At 72.7% G+C, this 20,261-nt stretch carries 18 protein-coding genes; 6 read left to right on the plus strand and 12 right to left on the minus strand.

The features are described from left to right. Window positions 1–22 precede the first annotated feature (22 nt). Window positions 23–439 carry a DUF3151 domain-containing protein gene (locus OVA02_RS00130; protein WP_267658969.1) on the minus strand — a complete coding sequence of 139 codons (417 nt, stop codon included), beginning with the start codon at window positions 437–439 and terminating at the stop codon, window positions 23–25. A 143-nt stretch (window positions 440–582) separates the two neighbouring features. On the opposite strand from OVA02_RS00130, the gene OVA02_RS00135 reads away from it, so the two are divergent. From OVA02_RS00135 to OVA02_RS00145, 3 genes are read left to right on the plus strand one after another with little or no spacing between them, the layout of a single operon-like run. Further along, entirely contained in the window at window positions 583–1,743 is a 1,161-nt protein-coding gene (locus OVA02_RS00135) for a glycosyltransferase (protein ID WP_157485557.1), read from the plus strand. Window positions 1,744–1,794: 51 nt separating this feature from the next. Beyond that, window positions 1,795–3,204 carry a polysaccharide biosynthesis tyrosine autokinase gene (locus OVA02_RS00140; protein WP_267658971.1) on the plus strand — a complete coding sequence of 470 codons (1,410 nt, stop codon included), beginning with the start codon at window positions 1,795–1,797 and terminating at the stop codon, window positions 3,202–3,204. Next, the gene (locus tag OVA02_RS00145; protein ID WP_056049624.1) at window positions 3,201–3,779 is read left to right on the plus strand and encodes a hypothetical protein; all 579 of its coding nucleotides are present in this window, start codon (window positions 3,201–3,203) and stop codon (window positions 3,777–3,779) included. Before OVA02_RS00140 ends, OVA02_RS00145 begins: the two co-directional genes overlap by 4 nt. A gap of 134 nt (window positions 3,780–3,913) precedes the next feature. Here OVA02_RS00145 and OVA02_RS00150 read toward each other — a convergent pair whose 3' ends face one another. The 5 genes from OVA02_RS00150 to OVA02_RS00170 all read right to left on the minus strand — a co-directional run bounded on the left by OVA02_RS00150 (window position 3,914) and on the right by OVA02_RS00170 (window position 9,559). Further along, entirely contained in the window at window positions 3,914–5,287 is a 1,374-nt protein-coding gene (locus OVA02_RS00150; RefSeq protein WP_056049627.1) for an O-antigen ligase family protein, read from the minus strand. After that, window positions 5,284–6,567, minus strand: a complete 1,284-nt coding sequence (locus tag OVA02_RS00155) for a hypothetical protein (protein ID WP_267658972.1) — start codon at window positions 6,565–6,567, stop codon at window positions 5,284–5,286. The genes OVA02_RS00150 and OVA02_RS00155 overlap by 4 nt, the downstream gene beginning before the upstream one ends. Next, window positions 6,564–7,694, minus strand: a complete 1,131-nt coding sequence (locus OVA02_RS00160; RefSeq protein ID WP_267658973.1) for a glycosyltransferase — start codon at window positions 7,692–7,694, stop codon at window positions 6,564–6,566. Before OVA02_RS00160 ends, OVA02_RS00155 begins: the two co-directional genes overlap by 4 nt. Beyond that, on the minus strand, window positions 7,691–8,803 hold the full coding sequence (locus OVA02_RS00165; RefSeq protein ID WP_267658974.1) for a glycosyltransferase: 1,113 nt from the start codon (window positions 8,801–8,803) through the stop codon (window positions 7,691–7,693). The genes OVA02_RS00160 and OVA02_RS00165 overlap by 4 nt, the downstream gene beginning before the upstream one ends. A gap of 111 nt (window positions 8,804–8,914) precedes the next feature. Beyond that, on the minus strand, window positions 8,915–9,559 hold the full coding sequence (locus tag OVA02_RS00170; RefSeq protein ID WP_055978236.1) for a TrmH family RNA methyltransferase: 645 nt from the start codon (window positions 9,557–9,559) through the stop codon (window positions 8,915–8,917). A gap of 74 nt (window positions 9,560–9,633) precedes the next feature. Here OVA02_RS00170 and OVA02_RS00175 point away from each other — a divergent pair, with 74 nt between their 5' ends. Next, the gene (locus OVA02_RS00175; protein ID WP_055978234.1) at window positions 9,634–10,446 is read left to right on the plus strand and encodes an HAD-IIA family hydrolase; all 813 of its coding nucleotides are present in this window, start codon (window positions 9,634–9,636) and stop codon (window positions 10,444–10,446) included. Between the two features lie 46 nt (window positions 10,447–10,492). On the opposite strand, the gene OVA02_RS00180 is transcribed toward OVA02_RS00175, so the two are convergent. Together OVA02_RS00180 and pyrE are read right to left on the minus strand one after the other, a co-directional pair. Further along, window positions 10,493–12,997, minus strand: coding sequence for a septum formation family protein (locus OVA02_RS00180; protein WP_267658975.1), 2,505 nt, complete (start codon window positions 12,995–12,997; stop codon window positions 10,493–10,495). Continuing rightward, complete coding sequence (gene pyrE / locus OVA02_RS00185; RefSeq protein ID WP_200412420.1) at window positions 12,994–13,545, minus strand: orotate phosphoribosyltransferase; 552 nt, start codon at window positions 13,543–13,545, stop codon at window positions 12,994–12,996. Before pyrE ends, OVA02_RS00180 begins: the two co-directional genes overlap by 4 nt. Before the next feature lie 122 nt (window positions 13,546–13,667). Between pyrE and OVA02_RS00190 the strand changes: the two genes are divergently transcribed. Then, window positions 13,668–14,504, plus strand: a complete 837-nt coding sequence (locus OVA02_RS00190) for an exodeoxyribonuclease III (RefSeq protein WP_056049859.1) — start codon at window positions 13,668–13,670, stop codon at window positions 14,502–14,504. Between the two features lie 46 nt (window positions 14,505–14,550). Here OVA02_RS00190 and OVA02_RS00195 read toward each other — a convergent pair whose 3' ends face one another. Then, window positions 14,551–15,471, minus strand: a complete 921-nt coding sequence (locus OVA02_RS00195) for an AEC family transporter (RefSeq protein WP_055978228.1) — start codon at window positions 15,469–15,471, stop codon at window positions 14,551–14,553. A 45-nt stretch (window positions 15,472–15,516) separates the two neighbouring features. Then, window positions 15,517–15,981 carry a hypothetical protein gene (locus OVA02_RS00200; RefSeq protein WP_055978226.1) on the minus strand — a complete coding sequence of 155 codons (465 nt, stop codon included), beginning with the start codon at window positions 15,979–15,981 and terminating at the stop codon, window positions 15,517–15,519. A 206-nt stretch (window positions 15,982–16,187) separates the two neighbouring features. Here OVA02_RS00200 and OVA02_RS00205 point away from each other — a divergent pair, with 206 nt between their 5' ends. Next, window positions 16,188–17,234 carry a threonine aldolase family protein gene (locus OVA02_RS00205; RefSeq protein WP_267658976.1) on the plus strand — a complete coding sequence of 349 codons (1,047 nt, stop codon included), beginning with the start codon at window positions 16,188–16,190 and terminating at the stop codon, window positions 17,232–17,234. 57 nt (window positions 17,235–17,291) lie between these two features. On the opposite strand, the gene OVA02_RS00210 is transcribed toward OVA02_RS00205, so the two are convergent. Continuing rightward, on the minus strand, window positions 17,292–17,915 hold the full coding sequence (locus OVA02_RS00210) for a phosphoribosylanthranilate isomerase (protein ID WP_267658977.1): 624 nt from the start codon (window positions 17,913–17,915) through the stop codon (window positions 17,292–17,294). 18 nt (window positions 17,916–17,933) lie between these two features. Then, a complete protein-coding gene (locus tag OVA02_RS00215; protein ID WP_159825748.1) occupies window positions 17,934–20,126 on the minus strand; it encodes an ATP-dependent Clp protease ATP-binding subunit in 2,193 nt (730 codons plus the stop codon). Window positions 20,127–20,261: the final 135 nt, after the last annotated feature.

Below are 20,261 nucleotides of genomic sequence, written 5' to 3' on the forward strand. Positions count from 1 at the left end.
GCGTCCTCGCGCGGTCGCGCCGCTAGTCGGTGCGGGTCTCGAGGGTGGGGAGCACGGCGGGGTCGGCGTCGTGCAGGAACGTCGTGGGGCGTTCGACCTCGTCGACCTCGCCGATGGCGGACGCACCTAGCCGGAGGCCGAAGAGGGACCGCAGCACGCCCCGGTTGGGTTCGTGCGACCACGGCACGGGGCCCTGTCCGCGCCACCCCGCCTTGCGCAGCGCGTCGAGACCGCGGTGGTAGCCGACGCGGGCATAGGCGTAGGCCTCGAGCTCGGCGCCGCGGGCGTCGGCCTCGTCGCTGAGCAGTGCCCAGGCGAGCGACGACGTGGGGTGGGCGACGACGACCTCGGCCGTCGTCAGCGTCTCGAGGTCGGCGACGACGTCGGGTTCGGCGGGCAGGCGGGTCTCGGGCACGCCGAGCAGGTTCGTTGCGGTCATCCCCCCATCATCCCCGACGTCCGTCCCGGGGACCGTCGCGACCCTGGTATAACTCGTTTCGTCGTGCAATACTGAGATATCACACACGGTCATCGGCCGTGTCGGGCGCCACGGTGCCCGCGAGCTCTCGACGAAAGACCACCGTGCCCACGACCCGACCGCGCCGCGCCGCCCTCGACTCCCCCGCCCTCCTGGCGTACCCGATGCACGGCCAGCGCAAGCTGCTCGACGAGGGCTACCGCACCCGGGACGGTCACCTGATCGAATGGCTCGGTCACGACCTCGCGGGCCGTGGCGGGGTCACCGTCGTCTCGAGGCCGGAGCCCCTCGTGACCTCGATCGCCCGCCGCCGCCCGATCGGGGCACCGGCCGTCGGCACCCGGTCGGTCGACCCGATCACGCTCCGGGCTCCCGACCCGCGCGACCGACGACGCTGGTGGGTCGCGTCCGCCCGCGCCTACCCCTCGTTGCCCCCGTCGGCGGCATCCGTGCCGGCCCTCGTCTGGAATCCCTTCGCCGCCGTCGCCCCGGTCGCGGCCAATCCCTTCGCCGGTCCCCGGCGGGTCGTCCTCGACCTGCTGGACGACTGGAGCCGGCACTACGCCTTCGAGAGCATCCGCGCCGAGGTCGACGAGGCCTACGCGGCCGCCTTCGCCCTCGCTGACGTCGTGACGGCCAACGGCGCGGGCACCGCCGACCTCGCCCGCCGACACGGACGCACCGACGTCGTCCTGCTGCCCAACGGCTGCGACCCCCACCGCTTCGACGGCACGAGCCGGGCGACCGGCCCGACCACCGTCGGGTACGTGGGCAAGATCGGGCGGAGGCTCGACCTCGCCGGCATCCTGGCGACCGTCGCCGCCCTGCCCCACGTGTCGTTCGTGTTCGCCGGCCCGGTGCTGGACGCCGAGTACGGGGTGCTGGCCGACTCGCCCAACGTCACCCTGCTGGGCGACGTGCACTACGACCGCGTGCCGGCCCTGCTGCAGACCTTCGACGTCGGCTGGGTGCCCCACCACGTCGGCGAGCGCGAGGTCGGCGGGGACGTCATCAAGACCTACGAGTACCGCGCGGCGGGTCTCCCCGTCCTCAGCACGGCCGTCTGCGGCATCGAGGCGCGCGGTCTGGACGGCGTGACGGTCGCCGACACCGCCGAGCACGCCTCGGTGCTCGCCGCACTCGCCGCAGGCTCCGACGGGCGGGTGCCCCGGCTCCCGGGTGCCATCCCTCCCGACGCCACGTGGCGGCAGAAGGTCGACGTCGTCCGCGACGCGCTCCGCCTGCCGGCCCGCCGACCGTCCTAGACCCGATCAGCCCCCGATCCGACACCACGCCGTTCAGCAGGGAAGAACTCCATGGAACTCAAGCCCTTCATCACCGTCGTCCGGACGCGGTGGGTCCTCATCGTCGTCGTGACCCTGAGCGCCGTGCTGCTCGGGGCGACCGCGTCGCTCGCGACGGCGAAGTCGTACGCGTCGTCGACGCAGCTCTTCGTCTCGGTCTCGTCGATCGGCTCGTCGGACGCCGGCGACCTCGTCCAGGGCAGCAGCGCCGCGCAGGCCAAGGTGCGCTCGTACGTCTCCGTCGTCACGTCGGGTCGGGTGCTCGAACCCGTCATCGCCGATCTCGGGCTCGACACCACCCCCGCGGGGCTCGCCTCGAAGATCTCGGCCTCCAGCCCGGTGAACACGTCGTTGATCGACATCTCGGTCACCGACGGCGACCCCGCGCAGGCGGCACGACTCGCCGACGCCGTGGCCACGAGCTTCGAGAAGGTGGTCGAAGAGCAACTCGAACAACCCGTGGGCGGCGGCAGCGGGCTGGTCACCGTCGAGTCCATCGACGCTCCCGTCGTGCCGACGAGCCCGGCCAACCCCAAGCCCGTCCTCTGGATCAGCCTGGCCCTCGGCCTGGGCATCCTGTCGGGCACGGCCCTGGCCCTCCTCCGCAACACCCTCGACACGCGCATCCGCAGCAAGGCCGACGTCGAGGGGGTGACGAACGCGCCGCTGCTCGGTGGCATCGGCTTCCACACAGAAGCCTCCTCGGCCCCGCTGGTCGTCAACAACGATCCGCGCAGCCCACTCGCCGAGTCCTACCGCGCCCTCCGCACCAATCTCCAGTTCGTCTCGTTCGAGGGACGCAGCCGGACCTTCATCGTCACCTCGGCCATGCCCGGCGAGGGCAAGTCGACGACGGCGGCGAACCTGGCCGTCTGCCTGGCCGAGACCGGTGCCTCGGTGCTGCTCGTCGACGCCGACCTGCGCCGGCCCCGCGTCGCCGAGGTCATGGGCCTCGAGGGCGCCGTCGGACTGACCGACCTGCTCGTCGGGCGGGCAGAACTCGTCGACGTCGTGCAGCCGTGGGGACGCCTGGGCCTCCACGTGCTGCCCTCGGGCACCGTTCCCCCGAACCCGAGCGAACTGCTCGGCTCGCTCGCCATGGCGAGCCTCGTCTCGACGGTCGAGGTCGACTACGACTTCGTCATCATCGACACCCCGCCCCTGCTGCCGGTGACCGACGCCGCCGTCCTCAGCCGCTGCGTGAGCGGCGTGATCGTCGCGACCGCGGCCCAGCGATCGTCGCGCCACCAGCTGAAGCAGGCCCTCGCCGCCGTCTCCGAGATCGGCAGCCGCACCCTGGGGGTCGTCCTCACGATGGCCCCGACGAAGGGCCTCGGTGCCTACGGGTACGGAGCCTACGGGGGCTACTACGGTTCGGTGACCGAGAACCCGGTCCCTGCCTCGACGGCGGCGGCCCGATGACCATCCCGCCCCTCGTGATGGTGTGCACCGGGAACATCTGCCGCTCACCGTTGGCCGCCGCACTCGTGCGCAGTGCCACGTCCGCGGCCGTCGAGAGCTTCGGGACGTCGGCCCTGGTGGGTGAACCGCCGCCCCGCCCCACCCTGAAGGCCGCCGAGTCCCTCGGCCTCGACCTGTCGGACCATCGTGCCCGTCAGCTGACGGCCGACGTGGTGGGTCGCGCTCCCCTCGTCCTGGCCCTCGCCCGGGAACACCGCCGGGCCGTCGTGTCGTTGGTGCCGAGGGCGAACCGCACGACCTTCACCCTGCGGGAGTTCGCACGCCTGAGCCGTCTCGTCGATCTCCACGAGACGGCACGCGCGATCGCGTCGAACCCGGACCCCGCCGAGCGTCTGGACCGGGTCGTCGCCCTCGCGGCGGCGCACCGCGGCTCCGGCGTCCTCGTCACGCCCGATGAGGACGACGTCGTCGACCCCTTCGGGCTCGGAGCCGACGTGTACGCGAAGTCGACCGCCCAGATCGTCGACGCGACGAACGACGTCCTCGCCTACCTCGGGCGAGCCCTGAGAGCCTGACGCCGCCCCGACCGCCTCCGACCACGCGCCCCGACGACCAGGTCGTCGGGGCGCTTCGTCGTGGGCGGGGACGACCGCGCGGCGGGACGGTCCCGCGACGGGGACGGTCCCGCGACGGGGACGGTCCCACTCGCTCAGCGGGCTGCCGTGAGGGTGCCGCCGACGACGCCGGGCCGGTCCGACGCGTCGCCGAGGACGCGGTCGTCGCGACCCCGGTCGTCGCGACCCCGGTGCGACCCTGACGGGTGCGCCCCGGACGGGTCCAGCGCGGCTCGGTCGTCGCCGGGACGGTCCTGCAAGGCGCAGAAGGCCCACAAGATCGCGGACGTCGAGAACCAGACGAAGTAGTCGAACGAGAAGAGGGTGACGATCATGACGACGAGGACTGCCCGCCCCGTCCGGGAGGCGTGGACGAACCCGACGACGAGCGCCGCCACCAGCGAGACGATCCCGGCGATACCGAACGTGGCGAGCGTGGTCACGAGCTGGTTGTCCACGACCGTGAAGCCCTCCTGGGGCAGGAGGCCACGGGCGTACAACTCGGCCTCGCTTCCGAAGCCGCTGCCGGCCAATGCCTCGAGCGCGGGCCGCGCGAGGAGTCCGGGGACCGATCGGACCGCCCCCATCCGGTTCTCGTACGAGCCGGATGCCACGAGCGTCCCGACCGCGTCGACGATCTCGGACGCCAGGGCGGCGGCACCCGCGACCGCCCCGAGCACCGTCAGCACGATCTTCGCTGCCCGGGACCGCGCCTCGGAGGTCATCAGGACGTAGGTCACGGCGAGGAGGACGGCGGCGACGACGCTTCGGCTTCCCGACAGCAGGATGCCCGCCGACAGCACGAGGACGGCGAACGGCGGGAACCAGACGGGGAAGGTCCGCCGCGCGACGAGGACGAGGACCAGGCAGACCGCGAGGAACACGGCGTACGGGATGGGGTGGCCGAGGGTGCCCTCGACCCGGACGAGACCACCGGGCAGGATCTTGTTGTCGCTGACGAACGAGCGGCCCGTCGCGAGGACCTTGTACCCGAAGGGGATCGGACGATGGGTGACCGTGAGCTCCACGACTCCGACCACGACCTGCGCGAGGCCGAGGACGACGAGACCGCGGACGAACACGCGGAGGTCGCGGGGCGACGACGTCGACACGAGCCACGAGACCGCGACCCCGATCGCCGCGAGCTCGGCCATGAGGACGATCGTCGACGGGGCGAGCGCCAGCACGCAGACGATCGAGAAGGCGAAGAACGCGGTCGTCGCCAGTGTGGCCCGCGGGCGGCCGACGGACCACGAGCGGGGCGAGACGAGTGCCGCCACCGAGACTCCGGCCACGGCGGCCACGGCGGCGTGGCGGACGATGTCGGGCGCGGAACCCGACGTCGTCGAGATCAGGACGGCGAAGGCGACGACGAGCGCCGCGCCTCGTCGCCGGTCGGCCGGCAGGAGGAGCCCGCCGACGAATGCGACCAGGGCCGCCGCGGCGGCACCGGCGAGGACGACGATCATCGGGCGGCCTCCCCTCGAGCGTGCGGATCCGACGGACCGACCGGCGCGGGCTCGGCGGCGGGCTCGACGGCTGGCACGCACGAGGCGCGGCGCGACCGCGCGAGGACGACGAGCTGGACGACGAGCCCCACGGCCTCGGCCGACACGAGTGCCGACACGGCGCCCAGCGCGCCGTGGTGGGCGCCGAGCACGAGGACTCCCGGAACGCCGACGACCGCCGACGCGACGGACGCCGTCGTCGTCTGGGCGTGGCGCCCTGCACTGACCAGGGCGAGGCCGGCGCCACGAGACGCGCAGATGACGGTGATCAGCACGCCGCCCGCCAGGGCGAGGTCGGGCGACACCGGGACGGTGCCCGTGAAGAGGACGACGGCGACGGCCGGCATGGACAGCGCGAAACCGACGCCGACGACGAGGCCGAGCCCGGCGTTCAGCCCGAGGGAGACCAGGCTGCGACGGTGCGCGAGTTCGGCGGAGGGCACGCCCACCCAGGTCTGCAGGCGGTCGGGAATGGCGGACACGACCTGCAGCCCCATGCGCAACGGTCGGTCCACCGCGGCGAATCCGGCCACGGAACCGGGCGAGACGGTGCCCAGCAGGGCCGCGGGCAGGGATTTGTAGGTCGTCGCCACGCCTCGTCCGACCACGAGGACGAGTTGGGAGCGCACGACGGCCGGGACCGCGCGGAAGTCGTCCGTCCCGGGCAGACGGGCGCCCCCGAGACGAGGCGCGACGCCGAACGTGACGACGGCAGCGAGGACCATGCCGGCGCCGTAGACCTCGAGCGGCGCACCGGCGGCGATCGCGACGGCCGAGACCAGCGAGGCCAGCACGCGCGGCGACGTCTCGGCGACGAGGACCAACAGCGGGCGCCCGAGGCCGATGAAGTACCAGGTCGGGCTGAGTGCGCCGAGCGCGACACCCAGAGAGACGAGCGCGGCCGCCGGGCGGTGTTCGTCCACGACGGCGAGCGTCACGGCCGCCGCGACCGGCAGCAGGACGGCGGTGGCGACGAGCTTGCTGGCCGATGCGGTGGCGAAGAGGTCACCGGGTGGCCGGGTCGCCCGGGCGACGCGTTGCGGGCCCACGATGCTCCAGCCGAGTTCGGCGACGACCGCCGTGGCGATGCCGACGGAGAGGCCGACGGCCACCGCCGCCCAGCCCGACGCCCCGTGGGTCGAGGTGATCGCGGGGATCACGGCCAGCGGGGCGGCCGCACCGAGGGCCGGCACGAGCAGGTGGAGGGCGAGACGGCCGACCTGCCGCCCGAATCCCCTCACGAGTGGACCCGCCGAGGGCCGAGGGCCGACAGGTGGTCCGTGAACCGGTCGTACGATCTCTGCACCACCGACTCGAGGCGCTCGGCGACGTCGCGCGGCGACTCCGCCTGGTGGGCGAGCGGGGCCCCCACCAACGCGTCGGCGATCGAGGAGGCGCTGGCCGGCTCGGTCTGGACGAGCAGGCCCCCTGCCGCGCACCGGACGTCGTCGAGGGCGCTCGATCGCTGGGTGACGACGGTCCGACCGCACGCCAGCCCCTGCCAGACCTTGTTCGCCACGACGCCGCGGGCCTTGGCCGAGGAGCCGAAGACCCCCAGGACGACGTCGGCCCGGGCGATGTGGGCGAGGAGTTCGCCCTCGGGCACCGCGTCGACGAAGGTGCACCGGTCGCCGAGGCCCGCTCGACGGACCCGGGCCTCGACGGCCCGGCGGGCGGGACCGTCGCCGACGAGGACGACCTCGACCCGGCGACGGGTCCCGATCAGTGTGAGGGCGTCGACGACGAGATCGACGCCGTGGAGGGGGATGTACCCCCCGTAGTACAAGACCCGGAGTGCGTCGTGAGGCGGAGCGGGCGGCTGCCGGGTGGCCCAGGTCGGGGCACCGACGGCGAGGGGGACGACCGTCGCCGAGGGGCCGTGGCGCCGGACGATCTCGGCGGCCCGTGGCTCGGTGTCGATCAGGTAGAGATCCGCGCACCTCACGGCCGCGGCGTCGAGCACACGGAACCGGAGGGCCGCGGGCGATGCCGGGGAGACCCGCCGCCAGTCGTCGACCGCGGTCTCGTGGAGACCGACGAACCCGTCGACGACGAGAGCGGCACCCTGCAGACGGGCGACGAGCCACGCGAGCGGCGCGTGGCTGAGCCGGAACTCGGAGAGCAGGACGACGTCGGCGCGCCGGGCGCCCCTGACGAGCGAGCGGACGTCCTCGATCGCACGACGCAGCCGACCCGCGGCACGCGACCGCGGCGCGACGACGACCGACGCGCCGAGCCGTCCTTCGAGATGGGCCCGCACGCGGACGTTGCGGGGGTAGCCCGTGTCGTGCACCCCGTACTGGAGGACCCGGAGGGGACCCGCCCCCGGGCGAGGCGCTCGGGTCGGGCGACCGGACGGTCCGCTCATCGGGCGGCCGCCGTGATGCCGAGCCGGGACAGACGGTCGACCACGGCGTCGACCGACGCGCCGACGGACAATAGCGAGGCGTTGGCGGCGACGTGGTCCGAGACCGTCCGGCGCAGCGCGCGGTCGGCGGTCAGGTCGCGGACGGCGGACAGCCACCGGTCGGGTTCGCCCACGGGCAGGACGAATCGTCGTCGCAGGTCGGGGTCGGTCACGAGGAGGGGCGCGGCACCGTAGCTGTCACCCAGCAGGACGGGCACGCCCGCGGCGGCGGCCTCGACGGCGCTGCGGCCGAAGGCCTCTCGTGAGGCCGTCCCGACGAAGAGTCCGGCGTCGTCCCACAGCCTCGCCGGGTCGACCCACCCGGGCATGGTCACGCCGTCGGGCAAGGAGGCGCGGAGCCGGTCCTCGAGCGGACCCTGCCCGTGCAGGCGGCCGGGGACGCCCGCCCGTGCCGCGAGCTCGACGAACGCCGCAGGCCGCTTGTCGACGTCGAACCGGGCCGCCCAGACGAGAGGCGTGGCCGCCTCGCCCCACGAGCTGCGGGCCGAGAGACGGATGCCGGCCGGGACGAGGTGGGGACGGCGCGCCCGTGCCACCTCGTCGGCGAGGACCGGCGTCGTCGCCCAGACGTCGTCGGCCCCGCGCAGGGCGCGACCCTCGACGAGGCGGAGGGCGACCCGACGGAGGCGCGCCTGCTCGCCGGGAGCGGGCCACGGCAGTCCGCGGACCCACGCCACCCAGGGCGTGGACCCGTGACGGCGCAGCCGGGCGAGGGCGACGTCGCTCTGCGTGACGAGCGTGACGACCACGTCGGCGGCATCGGCCTCGGGGGCGCTCGTCACGAGACCGGCGACCTCGTCGACGACCGCGCGACCGTGCGCACGGACCGTCACCTCGCGGACGCCGGGGGTGGTCGCGACCGTGCCGCGAGCCGTCGGGCGCAGCCCCACGACGGCTCGCCAGTCGAGCCCCCGGCCCCTCGCTTCGGCGACCAGGTCGTGGGTCGAGCGGTAGACCCCGCTGCGGGCCATCAACGGCGCCGCGACGAGCAGGACCCGGGGCGCCGAGCGGGAGCCGCCAGCGGCGGGGGACGGGGCGGACGACGGCACGGAGCACTCTCGCTTCTGTTCGGGAGACAGGAGGTGATCGACCCTCAGGCCGATCATCAAGAGTATAGGTGTGAAATATGAGTCAGGTCAACGATCACCCGACTCGAGGGGTCAGAAGCGGTGACGCACGACCCACGAGTGCATCACCACGGCGGCGGCCGCCGCCGCGTTGATGCTGCGCGTCGAGCCGAACTGCGAGATCTCGAGCACGGCCTCGGCCGCCGCGAGCGCCTCGGGCGACAGGCCCGGCCCCTCCTGCCCGAAGACGAGGACGCAGCGCTCGGGCAGGTCGAACGTCTCGATCGGCACCGACCCCTCGACGTTGTCGACGGCGAGGACGGGGAGGCGCTGCTCACGGGCCCACGCCAGGAACGTCTCGACGTCGGGGTGGTGCAGCACGTGCTGGTACCGGTCGGTGACCATCGCCCCCCGCTTGTTCCATCGACGGCGACCGATGATGTGCACGGTGTCGGCCGCGAAGGCGTTGGCACTGCGCACGATCGACCCGATGTTCATGTCGTGCTGCCAGTTCTCGACGGCGACGTGGAAGCCGTGCCGATGGGCGTCGATGTCGGCCACCACGGCCTCCATCGTCCAGTACCGGTAGCGGTCGACGACGTTGCGGCGGTCACCGTCGCGCAGCAACTCGGGGTCGAAGTGGTCCCCGTCGGGCCAGGCCTCCTCGCCCCCCGGCCAGGGTCCCACGCCGTGCGTCAGCTCGTCGTTCGGCGGGGTCGGGGACTCGTCCTGGGGCATCGGACCAGGGTAGGCGGTGGGTGGAGGCGACCCGCGCCTCCTCGTCGTCAGGGCACCTCGCTAAGGTGAGCGCCATGGGTGCACGCGAAGACGTCGAATGCTGGCTGACCGACATGGACGGCGTGCTCGTCCACGAGAACCACGCCCTGCCCGGCGCGGCCGAACTGATCCAGCAGTGGCAGGACGAGGGCACGCCCTACCTGGTGCTGACGAACAACTCGATCTTCACCCCGCGCGACCTGGCGGCCCGTCTGCGCGCCTCGGGGCTGCACGTGCCCGAGGAGCGCATCTGGACGAGCGCGCTCGCCACCGCCGACTTCTGCCGGTCGCAGATGCCCGGCGGCTCGGCCTTCGTCATCGGCGAGGCCGGCATGACCACCGCCCTGCACGAGGCGGGGTTCATCATGACCGAGACGAACCCCGACTACGTCGTCGTGGGCGAGACGCGCAACTACTCGTTCGACTCGATCACCAAGGCCGTGCGGCTCATCCTGGGCGGTGCACGCTTCATCGTCACGAACCCCGACGCCACGGGCCCGAGCGCCGACGGCGTGCTGCCCGCGACGGGCGCGATCGCCGCGATGATCTCGAAGGCCACCAACAAGGAGCCCTACGTCGTCGGCAAGCCCAACCCGATGATGTTCCGTTCGGCGATGAACCGCATCGGCGCGCACAGCGAGAACACGGCGATGATCGGCGACCGGATGGACACCGACATCATGGCCGGCATCGAGGCCGGGCTGCACACCATCCTCGTGATGACCGGCATCAGCGACCAGGCCGAGATCGATCGCTACCCGTTCCGGCCGAACGAGATCCTGGCCGGGGTGCACGAACTGGTGCGCAGCGAGCCGATCGAGTCCGACGTGGTGCCGTCCGAGGCCTGAGGCCTCCGGACCTGAGGCCCCCGGAGGCGCGGGCCGCCTCGACGCGTCAGCCCGCGACGGCGACGAGGCTGGTCGTCAGGGGTTCGCCGCCGCTGCGGTTGACGAAGCACGAGTACGTGCGGTCGCCGGCGGCCCACGCGTCGGCGTCGGCCGGGAAGCTCGCGAGCAACTGCACGTCGGGGTAGGCCGCGGCGGCCTGCCGGTCGAGTGCGTCCGCTCCCGTGCAGAGCAGGTTCATCTGGCTCTGCAGCACGTCGGCACCCGGGTAGGCCGCGGCCGCGTCCCCGTCGAGGGTGCCCAGGCGGGTGAGCTGGGCGACGTGCGGCTGCGCACAGTCGGCGACCTCGTAGTCCTGCTGCCAGGCCGATTCGAACGCCGAGAAGCACTCGCCGCCCTGCAGGTCGGCGTACGAGTGCGTGCCTGCCGCGAGCGGCCCGGCCGGGGCGACCTCGGCGGCGGGCTCGACCGGCGCAGCCGTCACGGTCCGGGACGCGGTCGGTGCCGCGGCGGCGGCCGACGCGTCGCTCGTCAGGTCGTCGGTGGAGGCGAAGAGCGATCGCGAGAGGAAGAAGAGCGCGACCAGCAGCAACAGGATGACGAGCCCGGCACCCACGGCGGCCAGGCCCTTGTGCGACCGGACCCACTCGGCCAGGCCCGCCGTGCGGGGGGTCGTGGCGGGCCTCTCGTCCACCGGACGGGTCTGGGGCACGAACACGCCGGCTCCGCCGACCTCACGGCGGGGCCGCTCACCCGTCAGGGCCGAGGTGGCGCTCATCGAGACGCCGGGCAGCACCTGCGTGTCATCGACCCCAGGGTCGTCGACGTCGGCGCGCTCGTCGAGGGCGGAACGAGGAGGCGCGAACAGCGCGGTCGCGGTCGTCACCTCGGCCCCGTCGTCCAGGCCCTCGTCATCGGCGTCGGCGTTTGGGTCTCGGTCGGCGCGGGACGACTGCTCGACGTCGGGCACGGGCCCGACCTCGGACGGCGGCACGTCGCCGGAGCCGGACAGCGACCAGGCGCCGGGGGCGTCGTCCGCGTTCGTCGCGTGCTCGGGCTCGTGCTCGCTCTCGGGACGTGCGCCCCGCGGCTCGACGGACGCGGTGCCGGCACCTGACGGGACGACGCCGAGGATCTCGGTGAAGGTGGGCTCGCGGTCCCCCCTCGAGCCGGAGTCGGCCCTGGGCTCCGAGACGGACGACGCCTGGGTCGTGGGGGACGGCGTCGGCTTCGGCGCCGAGGGGACCGCCGCGGCGCCGGGGACGCCGGGCTCGACCCCGCCACGGGAGGCCACCGCGGCGGCAGCGGCCGCAGCAGCCGCGGCCGCCTCGGCCAGGCGACGCTCGCGCCGCGTCATCTCGTGGTGCTCTTCGACCCACCACGGCGCCTCGACACCGCCCTCGCGGGAATCGACGGCCGGCTCGGGCTCGGGCTCGACATCGGACGCCGGCTCGGGCTCGGGGTCTGCATGGAACTCCGGCTCGGGCTCGCGCATCGGCTCGGGCTCGGGCGTCTGCTCCGGCTCTGCTTGGAACTCCGGCTCAACGAGGCGCTCGGGCTCGATTTCGGCCTCGGGCGTCGGCTCGGGCTCGGGCTCGACATCGGACGCCGGCTCGGGCTCGGGGTCTGCATGGAACTCCGGCTCGGGCTCGCGCATCGGCTCGGGCTCGGGCGTCTGCTCCGGCTCTGCTTGGAACTCCGGCTCAACGAGGCGCTCGGGCTCGATTTCGGCCTCGGGCGTCGGCTCGGGCTCTGCCGCCGCTTGGAACGTCGGCTCCGCTCGGTGCTCGGGCTCGGGCTCGGGCTCGGGCTCGGGCTCGGGCCCGGGCTCGGGCCCGGGCTCGGGCTCGGGCTCGGGCTCGGGCTCGGGCTCGGGCTCGGGCTCGGGCAGAGCATCCCAGTCGAAGGTCGCTGGTTCGGCGGATTCGGCCCGGGGTGCCGAGATGAGGGCGGTGAAGGGCCCTGGCTCGTCGCTCACGCCGGCACGCTCCTCGACGTCGGCGAGACCCGACGCCTGAGCGGCATCACCGGCGTCATCGGCGTCATCGGGGTCGGACGGCGGCGACTCGGGTCGCCTCGACTCGGGCTGAGCGGGAAGGTCGGGAACGGGCACGGACGACGGAGGCGGCGGCGGCACGGACCCCGTCAGCGCTCCGAGGTCGAGTGCCTGGGGGTGGCCGGAGGTCTTCGGCGGAGGCGTCCCGGCCGGGGACTCGGGCACGACGAACGGCAAGGGGGTCGGAGGCGACACCTCGGCCGAGCCCGTGGGCACTGAAGCACCACCCGGGTCAGCCGGTCGCTCGGGGTCGTCGTCGTCGTGGGGGACGTCGACCGCGCGCGTGGCCGGCGGCAGGTCGAGCGCCTGCGTGGGGACGTCCTCGGGGGCGGCGTCGGGAAGACGACCCGCGCCTCCTGACGGGGTGTCGGTCGCGTCGTCGTCGGCACCGTCGAACTGGGCGGCGAGCCAGTCGCTGGCGTCGTCGCGCCCGGCGTCGTCGCCGTCGTCGCGCCCGGCGTCGTCGCCGTCGTCGCCCCTGGGCCGGTCGTCGGTCACGGTGTCAACCCGAGGTCTTCCAGCCCGATCGCGGCGAAGTAGGGGTAGCCGGCCGCCTCGATCACCTCGCGGGCCCCGGTGCTGCGGTCGACGACGACGGCGACGGCGGCGATCTCGGCTCCGACGGCCTCGAGGGCCTTGGCGGCGGCGAGGGGCGAACCGCCGGTCGTCGAGGTGTCCTCGAGCACGACGACCCGCTTGCCCTCGAGGTCGGGGCCCTCGACCTGCTTGCCGCGGCCGTGGTCCTTGGGCTCCTTGCGGACGACGAAGGCGTCGTAGTCCTTGCCGAGCGCCACGCCCTGGTGCAGCACGGCGGCGGCGATCGGGTCGGCGCCCATCGTCAGGCCACCGACCGCGAACACGTCGGGCACCTCGTCGATCAGGTCGACCATGACCCGGCCGATCAGGGGCGCGACGCGGTGGTCGAGGCTGACCTTGCGGAGGTCGATGTAGTACGTCGCCTTCTTGCCGCTGGTCAGCGTGAAGTCGCCGTGGAAGACGGCCTCGGAGCCGATGTAGTCGATGAGCTGCGTGCGTGCGTCGGTCACGGTGACCCATGGTAGAGCAGGCGGGCTCCGAACGTCGGGGCGGGCGGACACGGCTCGACGTCCCGTCGGTGGACGGCGGCGGCCTCGGACCCCGCCGGTGCCGGCCCGGTACCGTGGTCGGCATGCGCGTCGCGACCTACAACGTCAACTCCGTCCGGGCTCGAGTGGGCAGGGTCGTCGACTGGCTCGTCCGTGAGGACGTCGACGTCGCGGGACTGCAAGAGATCAAGTGCAAGCCCGAGCAGTTCCCCTACGACGCCTTCCGCGAGGCCGGCTACGAGGTCGAACTGCACGGGCTCAGCCAGTGGAACGGCGTCGCGTTCGTCAGCCGCCTGCCGATGGAGGACGTCGAGATCACCTTCCCGTCGCAGCCGGGCTTCGCCAAGGGCCAGGAAGGCCCCGACCAGCCCAAGGAGGCGCGGGCGATCGGCGTCACGGTCGAGGGCGTCCGCCTGTGGAGCCTCTACGTGCCCAACGGCCGCGAACTGGGCGACCCGCACTACGACTACAAGCTCGACTGGCTCTCGAAGCTCGCCGCCGAGACCGAGGCCTGGCTCGCCGCGCGCCCCGACCAGCCGTTGGCCCTGATGGGCGACTGGAACGTCGCACCGCTCGACACCGACGTGTGGGACATGTCGGTCTTCGAGGGCCACACGCACGTCAGCCAACCCGAGCGCGACGCCTTCTTCCGCTTCGAAGAGGTCGGCCTGACCGACGTCGTCCGCTCGCGCCTGCCCGACGGCTACACCTACTGGGACTACAAGCAGCTGCGCTTCCCCAAGAACGAGGGCATGCGCATCGACTTCATCCTGGGCTCGAAGGCCTTCGACGGCCTCGTGACGTCCGCGGCCATCCATCGCGACGAGCGCAAGGGCGACGCCCCGAGCGACCACGTCCCCGTGGTCGTCGACCTCGACCTCGAGACCGAGCTCGACGACGACCGCCCGATGATCTTCTGAACCCCGGCCCCGCTCGCCTGCGGCGCTCGACACCAGGAGGCGCGGGTCAGGCGAGCAACGCCGCCACCAGCACCAGCACGGGAACCGAGAGGATGGTCGTCGCCAAGACCGTGTCTCGGGCGACGACGACCCCGGTCTGGTAGCGCTGGGCGTAGTTGAAGACGTTCTGGGCCGACGGCAGACCGGCCAGCACGACCGCCACGAAGAGCTCGTCGCGGTCGAAGTCGAAGACGAACGCCCCGAGCAGCCAGGCCGCGACCGGCATGACGACGAGCTTGAGGACGACGGCGACGACGATGTCGGCGCGCCCTTGCCCTGCCTGGAACGGCTTCGAGCCGTACAACGACATGCCGAACGACAGCAGGACGACCGGCACCGCGGCACCGCCCACCAACTCGAACGGCTCGCGGACGGCCTGGGGGATCTCGAGGCCGGTGACCGCCACGAGCACACCGAGGGCGGACCCGATCAGCAGGGGGTTCGTGAACGGTCGGGCGATGGTGCGCCCGAGGCTGCTGCCGCGGTTCGTCACGGTGTCCATGACGGCGAGCACGATCGGCGTGAGCACGAGCAGCTGGTAGAGCAGGACGGGGGCGACGAAGGTGGCACTGCCCAGCACGTAGGTCGCCACGGGCAGGCCGATGTTGTTCGCGTTGACGTAAGCGCCACCCATCGTCCCGATGGCCGTCTGCGCCGCACTGCGTCGGAGGACGAACTTCAGGACGACGACCGAGAGGACGGCGGCCAGGAGCGAGGCGAGCGCCGAGACCACCAACAACCGCGAGAACAGCACGTGGACGTCGGCCTGCGAGATGGTGGAGAACAGCAGGCAGGGCGTGAGGACGAAGAAGACGAGGCGCGAGAGCACCCGGTGGCCGGATTCTCCGAGCAGGTCGATGCGACCGACGACGTAGCCGGTCACGATGATCACGCCGATGATCGCGAACCCGATCAGCACTCCACCCATGGGTCCATCCTGTCGCACGCCCCGGGGGCCGGCGGGACGACCGGGTCAGGCCACGGGCACGCCGTCCCCCACCGGGGCGCCGATGCGTTCGAGCAGATGCGCCGCCTCGTCCTCGGCCTGGGCGTCGACGGCCCAGGTGACGACACCCGCCTCGCACGCGGCGACGGCGAACGCCTCGCCGGTCGGGAGCCCGCTGGCGCGGGCGAGGTCGTCGGCGAAACGCCTCGCCGCCTGGGCGACCGGGCGATCCGACGCGACGACGACGAGGGCACCGCGACGCAGGCCGTCCGCGAGGCTGTCGACCGCACGGTCGAGCTGTACCGCCGTCGGGGTAGCGGCGTCGACGGCCACCACGGCCCAGTCGAAGCCGACGACGTCGTCGATCGGGGTCGCCATCTCGCACGAGAGCACGACGACCTCGGCGTCGAGTGCCGCCGCCCGATCGGCGACGGGACGGATCACCGGGTACGGACCGGCGAGGACGAGCTTCGGGGCGTGGGCGAACAGCATGACGGGGCCTCTCGGGGTGGAAGGAGCGCCCGGCGGGTCCGACCGGGCGGGACATCGAGTCGACGATGCGTCACGTACTACTCTACGTGTGACATTTACATTGCACAAGACGTTGCGGCCGTCACCGTTCGGAACAGGCCCTGCACTCCCCTGCGCCCCCGCGCCTCCTGACACCCCGGGACCCGGCCGTCGGGCAGAATCGACGGGTGACGCGCCTCCACGATCCCTCGGTCCACACGTTCGCCAGCGACAACTACGCCGGAGCCCACCCCGAGGCGCTGCAGGCGATCGTCGACGCCGCCGGCGGCCACGTCGGCTCGTACGGCGCCGACCCGTACACGCAGCGGCTGGCCGAGGTCGTCGTCGAGACGTTCGGCGAGGGGGCGACCATCGACCCCGTGCTGACCGGCACCGGTGCGAACGTCGCGGCCCTCCAGGCCCTCACCCCGCGCTGGGCGGCCGTGATCTGCGCGACGACCGCGCACGTCTACACCGACGAGGGCGGCGCTCCCGAACGCCTGGGCGGCATCAAGCTGTTGACCGTGCCGACCCCCGACGGCAAGCTCACGCCCGAGCTGATCGACCGGCAGGCCTACGGCTGGGGCGACCAGCAGCGCCCTCAGCCCCTCGCGGTCACGATCACGCAGAGCACCGAGCTCGGCACGGTCTACACGCCCGACGAGATCCGGGCCGTGACCGACCACGCGCACACGCTCGGCATGCGGGTGCACCTCGACGGCGCGCGCCTGGCGAACGCCGCCGCCTCCCTCGGCGTCCCGCTCCGCGCGATCACGCGCGACGCCGGCGTCGACTCGGTCTCGTTCGGCGGCACGAAGAACGGCCTGGTGCTGGGCGAGTCGGTCGTGACCTTCTCCGAGGAAGCACGGGCCGGCTTGGTCTACCTGCGCAAGATGGACGCACAGTTGGCCTCGAAGATGCGCTTCGTCTCGGCACAGTTCCTGGCCATGCTCGAGGGCGACCTCTGGCTGCGGTCGGCGACGAGGGCCAACGCGATGGCCGCCCGTCTCGCCGACGGCTTGGCCACCCTGCCGGGCGTCGCTGTCACCCAGGCGGTCGACGCCAACGCCGTCTTCGTCGTCCTGCCGCCCGAGGCCGTGGAGCCCCTCCGCGCCGCGCACCACTTCTACGACTGGAACCGCGCCACGGGAGAGGTGCGACTCATGTGCTCGTTCGACACCACCGAGGCGCACGTCGACCGGTTCGTCGAGGACGCCCGCACGCTCGTCGGCTGAGGCCGGGTCCGCTCAGGCCAGGTCGGGTCAGGCCAGGTCCGCTCCGGCCGGGTTCGCTCAGGCTCGGGCGGCCTCGACGAACGCACGGATCAGGTCGACGCTCTTCACGCCGCGCGACGACTCGACGCCCGAGCTGACGTCGACCCCGACGGCACCATGGGGTCGGAGTCCGGCCAGCAGCCCGGCGACGTTGTCCGAGGTGAGCCCGCCGGCCAGCAGCCACTCCCGGGCAGGCGGCGCCGACAGCAGCGGCCCGACGTCGAAGGTGGCGCCGGCACCGGGGTCGATCGCGTCGAGGAGCAGGGCGTCCTCTCGGAAGGCGACCCGCGCCTCCTCGGGTTCGGCCGCGTAGACGGCGGCGCTGACGGCACGGATCACCCGGAAGCCCGCCGCATGGGCGGCGGCGACGTCCGCCGGGGTCTCGTCGCCGTGCAGCTGGACGGTCGACACCGAGGAGGCGCGGGCCGACTCGAGCATCGTCTCGATGCCCTGCCCGCGGAACACGCCGACGGTCTCGACGCCCGCCGGCACGCGCGCCGCCAACGCGCGTGCACCCTCGGGATCGATCGTGCGCGGACTGCCGGCCGCGAAGACGAACCCCACGGCGTCGGCCCCGGCCTCGACGGCGGCGTCGACCGTCTCGGGCGTGGACAGGCCGCAGATCTTCACCCAGGTGCGCATGGTTCCAGTCTGCCGGGCTCAGGCGGGCAGGTCGTCCAGGTCGCCGGGCGTGGGCTCGCCGACGTCGTGCCGCACGACCGTCAGCCCCTCGCCCCCGTCGGCCACGTCGACCCGCACGGTGTCGCCGTCGGCGATCTCGCCCCCGAGCAGCGCCATCGCGAGCTTGTCGTCGATCTGACGCTGCATGAGGCGGCGCAACGGCCGGGCGCCGTAGATCGGGTCGTAGCCGCGGTCGGCGAGCCAGGCCCGCGCGTCGGGGGTGACGGCGAGCGCGAGGCGGCGATCGGTGAGCCGTCGTCCGAGGCGGTCGACGTAGAGCGACACGATCTGGCCGAGGTCGTCGGTGCTGAGGGTCGAGAACACGACGATGTCGTCGAGCCGGTTGACGAACTCGGGCTTGAACGCCTGGCGCACCAGGCCCTGCACCAGCTCTTCTTTCTCGGGGTCGCTGAGGCCGGGATCGGTGATGACCTGCGAGCCGAGGTTCGACGTCAGCACCAGGATCGTGTTGCGGAAGTCCACGGTTCGGCCCTGCCCGTCGGTCAGCCGGCCGTCGTCGAGCACCTGCAGCAGGACGTCGAAGACCTCGGGGTGGGCCTTCTCGACCTCGTCCATCAGCACGACGCTGTACGGGCGACGACGCACGGCCTCGGTCAGCTGACCACCGGCTTCGTAGCCCACGTACCCGGGAGGCGCGCCCACGAGGCGGGACACGCTGTGCTTCTCGCCGTACTCGCTCATGTCGATGCGGACGAGCGCCTTCTCGTCGTCGAAGAGGAAGTCGGCGAGGGCCTTGGCGAGCTCGGTCTTGCCCACCCCGGTGGGGCCGAGGAAGAGGAACGAACCGGTCGGGCGGTCGGGGTCGCTGATGCCCGCGCGGGTGCGCCGCACCGCTTCGCTGACGGCCTGGACGGCGGCCTTCTGACCGATGAGGCGCCTCCCGAGTTCGCTCTCGAGGTGCAGCAGCTTCTCGGTCTCGCCGCTGAGCAGACGACCGACCGGGATGCCGGTCCAGGCGGCGACGACCTCGGCGATGTCGGCGTCGGTGACCGAGTCGCTGACCAGCCGGTCGCCCGACTTCTCGAACGACTCGGCGTCGGCGAGGCGCTTCTCGATGTCGGGGATGCGCTCGTAGCTGATGCGCGCCGCATCTTCGTAGCGCCCCTCACGCAGGGCGCGGTCGGCGTCGATGCGGGCCTCGTTGAGGTCGCTGCGTAGCGTGCCGACGCCCTGCAGGGCGGCCTTCTCGGCCTGCCAGCGGGCGTCGAGGTCGTCGTAGGCGGCCTGCTGCTGGGCGATGGTCTCGCGCAGGGTGGCGAGGCGGGCCTGCGAGGCGTCGTCCGTCTCCTTCTTGAGGGCCAGCTCTTCGATCTGGAGGCGCACCAGGCCCCGGTAGAGCTGGTCCAGCTCGACGGGCGACGAGTCGATCTCCATCTTGAGGCGGGAACCCGCCTCGTCGACGAGGTCGATCGCCTTGTCGGGCAGCTGACGGCTGGGGATGTAGCGGTTGGACAAGGAGGCGGCGGCCACCAGGGCGCCGTCGGTGATCGTGACCCCGTGGTGCGCCTCGTACCGCTCCTTGAGCCCGCGGAGGATCGCGACGGTGTCCTCGACGCTGGGCTCGCCGACGTAGACCTGCTGGAAGCGGCGCTCGAGGGCCGCGTCCCTCTCGATGTACTGGCGGTACTCGTCGAGGGTGGTGGCGCCGATGAGGCGCAGCTCGCCGCGGGCGAGCATCGGCTTGAGCATGTTCGACGCGGCGACCGAACCCTCGCCCCCGCCGGCACCCATCAGGGTGTGCAACTCGTCGATGAAGGTGATGACCTGGCCGTCGCTCTTGGTGATCTCTTTCAGCACGTCCTTCAGGCGCTCTTCGAACTCTCCGCGGTACTTGGCCCCGGCGACGAGGGCGGCGAGGTCGAGGCTGATCAGGCGTTTGTCCTTCAGGCTGTCGGCGACGTCCCCCTCGACGATGCGCTGGGCGAGGCCCTCGACGACGGCGGTCTTGCCGACGCCGGGCTCGCCGATCAGGACGGGGTTGTTCTTGGTGCGGCGGGTGAGCACCTGGCTGATGCGACGGATCTCGGCGTCGCGGCCGATGACGGGGTCGAGCTTGCCGCTGCGGGCGATGGCGGTGAGGTCGACGCCGTACTTCTCGAGCGCCGACTTCTGCTTCTCGTCGGAAGCCGGAGCGCCCTGCATGTTCGCCATGGATGTGCCTTTCTCGAAACTTGAGTGGAGCTGGCTCAAGTTTACGCCGACACGCCCGGATCGCAAGCCCTCGCACCCGTCATGTTGTGCATGCCTTGTTTTGTGTCTAACATTTCACCATCTGTTCGCCTGGCG

It is taken from the genome of Frigoribacterium sp. SL97 (assembly GCF_026625765.1).
Lineage (GTDB): Bacteria > Actinomycetota > Actinomycetes > Actinomycetales > Microbacteriaceae > Frigoribacterium.